Genomic DNA, 3,451 nt, shown 5'->3' with positions numbered 1-3,451 from the left:
TAATATTGATAATCAGTAACTGCTTAACAGTATTTGTCATTTGCATCATAAGCTGAATTTTTTATCTAAATCTTCTACACTCATCGTGATGAATGTTGGTTTTTGAAATGGTGATACATTCGGTTCTTTGCAGCCAAAAAGATTGTGTACCAAATTTTCTTGTTCTTTTTCGGTTAAATAAGTTCCGGTTTTTACTGCCAAACTTTTCGCCATCGATTTGGCAATCGTATCATTTTGGCAAAAACTGCTTTCCGGGATTCCGTCCTGCAAGTCACTCAATAACTCTTCCAAAACAATTGAAATTTCACTTTCCGTCACATTGACAGGCAAACCCGAAATTACCACATTGTCTTCGTTTATTGTTTCAAAAACAAATCCGGTGTTTTCCAAAGAGAATCTTAATTCGGCTATCAACTCAATTTCTGCAGATGAATAATACAACTGCAACGGGAATAACATTTGCTGACTCGATGCCTGATGCACTGTCATATTTGTCAAAAACTCCTCATACAAAACACGTTCATGTGCCCGTTTCTGATTGATAATAACCATCCCCGATTTTATTGGGCTAACGATATATTTCTTCTGAATTTGATATGTTCGCTTAACTTCCTGCTCAATTTCATTATCTTCAAATAACGAAGAAGTTACCGCATCATTTTCAAAAGTCATTTCGGCAATCTCTTGTCCGGCTTGCTTTAAACCAACATACAGACTTTCCCAACTTGGTTGCGCTTCGGGTTTTTTATAATTGGAAGACGATGCAAAAGCTTTGTTTGGCTTTTCTTCCGAAAACGGATTGTATTGTCTGTCGACCTGAATCGTTGGATATTCGGCTTCTTTATTTTGGTATTGATATGGTGTGTCTAAATTTGGATCTCTGTCGAAATCTAAAATCGGCGCAACATTAAATTGTCCCAGACTGTGTTTAATCGAAGAACGCAAAATAGCATATAAAGCATGTTCATCATCAAACTTAATTTCAGTTTTAGTCGGATGAATGTTGATGTCAATTGTATGTGGCGGAACATCTAAATATAAAAAATAACTTGGCTGTGCACCATCTTTTAACAAACCCTCATAGGCAGCCATAACTGCGTGATGCAAATAACCGCTTTTGATAAATCGGTTGTTGACAAAAAAGAATTGTTCGCCTCTGTTTTTCTTAGAAAATTCTGGTTTTCCAATAAATCCGTGAAGATTTACGATTTCGGTTTCTTCTTTTGCCGGAACTAATTTTTCATTGGTTTTACCCGAAAAAATATTGACAATTCGTTGTCTGAAATTTGAAATTGGCAGGTTGAACATTTCGCTGCCATTGTGATACATCGTAAAATGAATATTTGGATGCGCCATCGCAACACGCTGAAACTCGTCAACAATATAACGTTGCTCAACAGTATCCGATTTTAAGAAATTGCGCCGTGCCGGAATATTGAAAAACAAATTCTTAACCGAAAACGAAGTGCCTTTTGGCAACACAGCCGGTTCCTGCGAAACAAACTTACTACCTTCAATGATAAGATGCGTTCCCAATTCTTCCTGTTCCTGTTTTGTTTTCATTTCTACATGTGCAATCGCCGCAATAGAAGCTAATGCTTCGCCGCGAAACCCTTTGGTATGCAATGAAAATAAATCTTCCGCGTGACGTATTTTTGAAGTTGCATGACGCTCAAAACACAAACGGGAATCGGTAATACTCATTCCAAATCCATTATCAATAACCTGAATCAATGATTTTCCGGCATCTTTAATGATGAGTTTTATATCGGTAGCTTTAGCATCAACAGCATTTTCCATTAATTCCTTAACTACAGAAGCCGGTCTTTGGACTACTTCACCAGCAGCAATTTGGTTGGCAACATGATCGGGAAGTAATTGAATTATGCTTGACATATTTAGTATTCGGTGTTCGGTAATAAGTGTTCGGTAAGAAAGCCGAAGTTAACAAATTTATTGAAAAATTCTTGGGATTTAAACTTAATAATTTCCTAAAAAATAAAAACCTATCACGTAATGGAATAGGCTTTATTTTTATTTAAAATCAGATATTTATTCTCTGACTAGTCCATTGTTTTTCTTCTTAATTCGGCCATTTTTATTGCGGCAATCGCTGCTTCGGTTCCTTTGTTTCCGTGAATTCCTCCACTTCTATCGATGGATTGTTGTTCGTTGTTATCGGTTAGCAGACAAAAAATTACAGGAACATCAGTTTGCACATTCAAATCTTTAATGCCTTGGGTTACGCCTTCGCAAACAAATTCGAAATGCATGGTTTCTCCTTTTATGACACAACCAATCGTAATAACAACATCAACTTCCTGAGTGACAATCATTCGTTGTGCGCCATACACCAATTCAAAACTTCCGGGAACATTCCAGCGGATAATATTTTCTGCTTTGGCACCACAATCCAATAAGGCTGCTTCTGCTCCGGCATATAAACCGTTTGTGACATGATCGTTCCATTCTGAAACAACAATCCCAAACCGAAAGTCTTTCGCGTTTGGGATTGTATTTTTATCGTAATTGGATAAGTTTTTGTTTGCCGTAGCCATAATTTTATAGTTTTCAGTCGCAGTCACAGTACGCAGATTCTGAAAACTGAGACTGAGACTGTTTACTATTTACTGTGCTAATCCAATCAAAGCATCCACAGCTTGTGCTTCCGGAGCTGTATCGTAATTGTCTTTGATATCAGTGAAATATTTTAAAGCATCTGCTTTATTTCCTATAACCAACGCCGTTTTACCAGCTTTCAATAAATATCTTGGTCTTGTTAATTCATTTTTGTTAGCATCAGCAGCTTTGATATAATATTCTAAAGCTTCTTTTTGCTTGTTTTGTTGTGCATAAGCATCACCAATCGCTCCAATTGCAATAGTGCTTAGCATAATATCATCCGATTTGAATTTCTCTAAACTAGAAATCGCTTCAGCATATTTTTTAGTATTCAGATAAGAAATCCCGGCATAGTAATTTGCTATATTTCCGGCATCTGTTCCTGAATATTCTTCAGCGATTTGTACAACTCCAAATTTTCCTTCAGAACCTTTTAAAACCAGACTATATAAAGAATCAGATTTTGTTCCGGTAGCATCAACTGCTTTTTGAAAGTTTTGTTGTGCAATGAATAATTCGTTTGCTGCTTCTTCCTGCTTTGGTTCAGCAATAAATTTTTGATATAATAAATAAGATACTGTAGCTAAAGCAACAACAGTAAGAAATCCTAATATATATTTTTGATTTTTTTGTACAAAATCCTCAGCTCTAGAAGCTGATTGATCTAAAGTATCAAATGCTTTTGCTGTTGCGCTATCCTTTGCATCAACGTTTACATCTTCAATATAGTTATTATCTGATTTTTCTGCTTTTGGTTTTGGTTCTTTATATCCTCTTTTGTTAAAAGTTGCCATCTATTTTTAATTTAGTGTGCGCAAAAATAAAATTT

The 3,451-nt window shown here is 35.8% G+C and carries 3 protein-coding genes; all 3 read right to left on the bottom strand.

The window, feature by feature from the left end; genetic code table 11:
* Nucleotides 1-45: 45 nt before the first annotated feature.
* Nucleotides 46-1,896: a DNA mismatch repair endonuclease MutL gene (gene mutL / locus ABIQ27_RS13310; RefSeq protein ID WP_348034408.1), complete on the bottom strand. Its 1,851-nt coding sequence runs from the start codon at nt 1,894-1,896 to the stop codon at nt 46-48.
* A 167-nt stretch (nt 1,897-2,063) separates the two neighbouring features.
* Nucleotides 2,064-2,558: a 6,7-dimethyl-8-ribityllumazine synthase gene (ribH, locus tag ABIQ27_RS13305; RefSeq protein WP_348034407.1), complete on the bottom strand. Its 495-nt coding sequence runs from the start codon at nt 2,556-2,558 to the stop codon at nt 2,064-2,066.
* A 69-nt stretch (nt 2,559-2,627) separates the two neighbouring features.
* A complete protein-coding gene (locus ABIQ27_RS13300) occupies nt 2,628-3,416 on the bottom strand; it encodes a tetratricopeptide repeat protein (RefSeq protein ID WP_348034406.1) in 789 nt (262 codons plus the stop codon).
* Nucleotides 3,417-3,451 lie beyond the last annotated feature (35 nt).

This window comes from Flavobacterium sp., from assembly GCF_039916025.1.
Taxonomy (GTDB): Bacteria; Bacteroidota; Bacteroidia; order Flavobacteriales; family Flavobacteriaceae; genus Flavobacterium.
Note: the sequence above shows the minus strand (reverse complement) of the source record. Positions and strands in the feature narration are given on the sequence as shown.

Excerpts from the sequence above, each read along its gene's own strand:
- mutL (WP_348034408.1), bottom strand. The coding sequence starts at position 1,896 with ATGTCAAGCATAATTCAATTACTTCCCGATCATGTTGCCAACCAAATT.
- ABIQ27_RS13300 (WP_348034406.1), bottom strand. The coding sequence starts at position 3,416 with ATGGCAACTTTTAACAAAAGAGGATATAAAGAACCAAAACCAAAAGCA.
- ribH (WP_348034407.1), bottom strand. The coding sequence starts at position 2,558 with ATGGCTACGGCAAACAAAAACTTATCCAATTACGATAAAAATACAATC.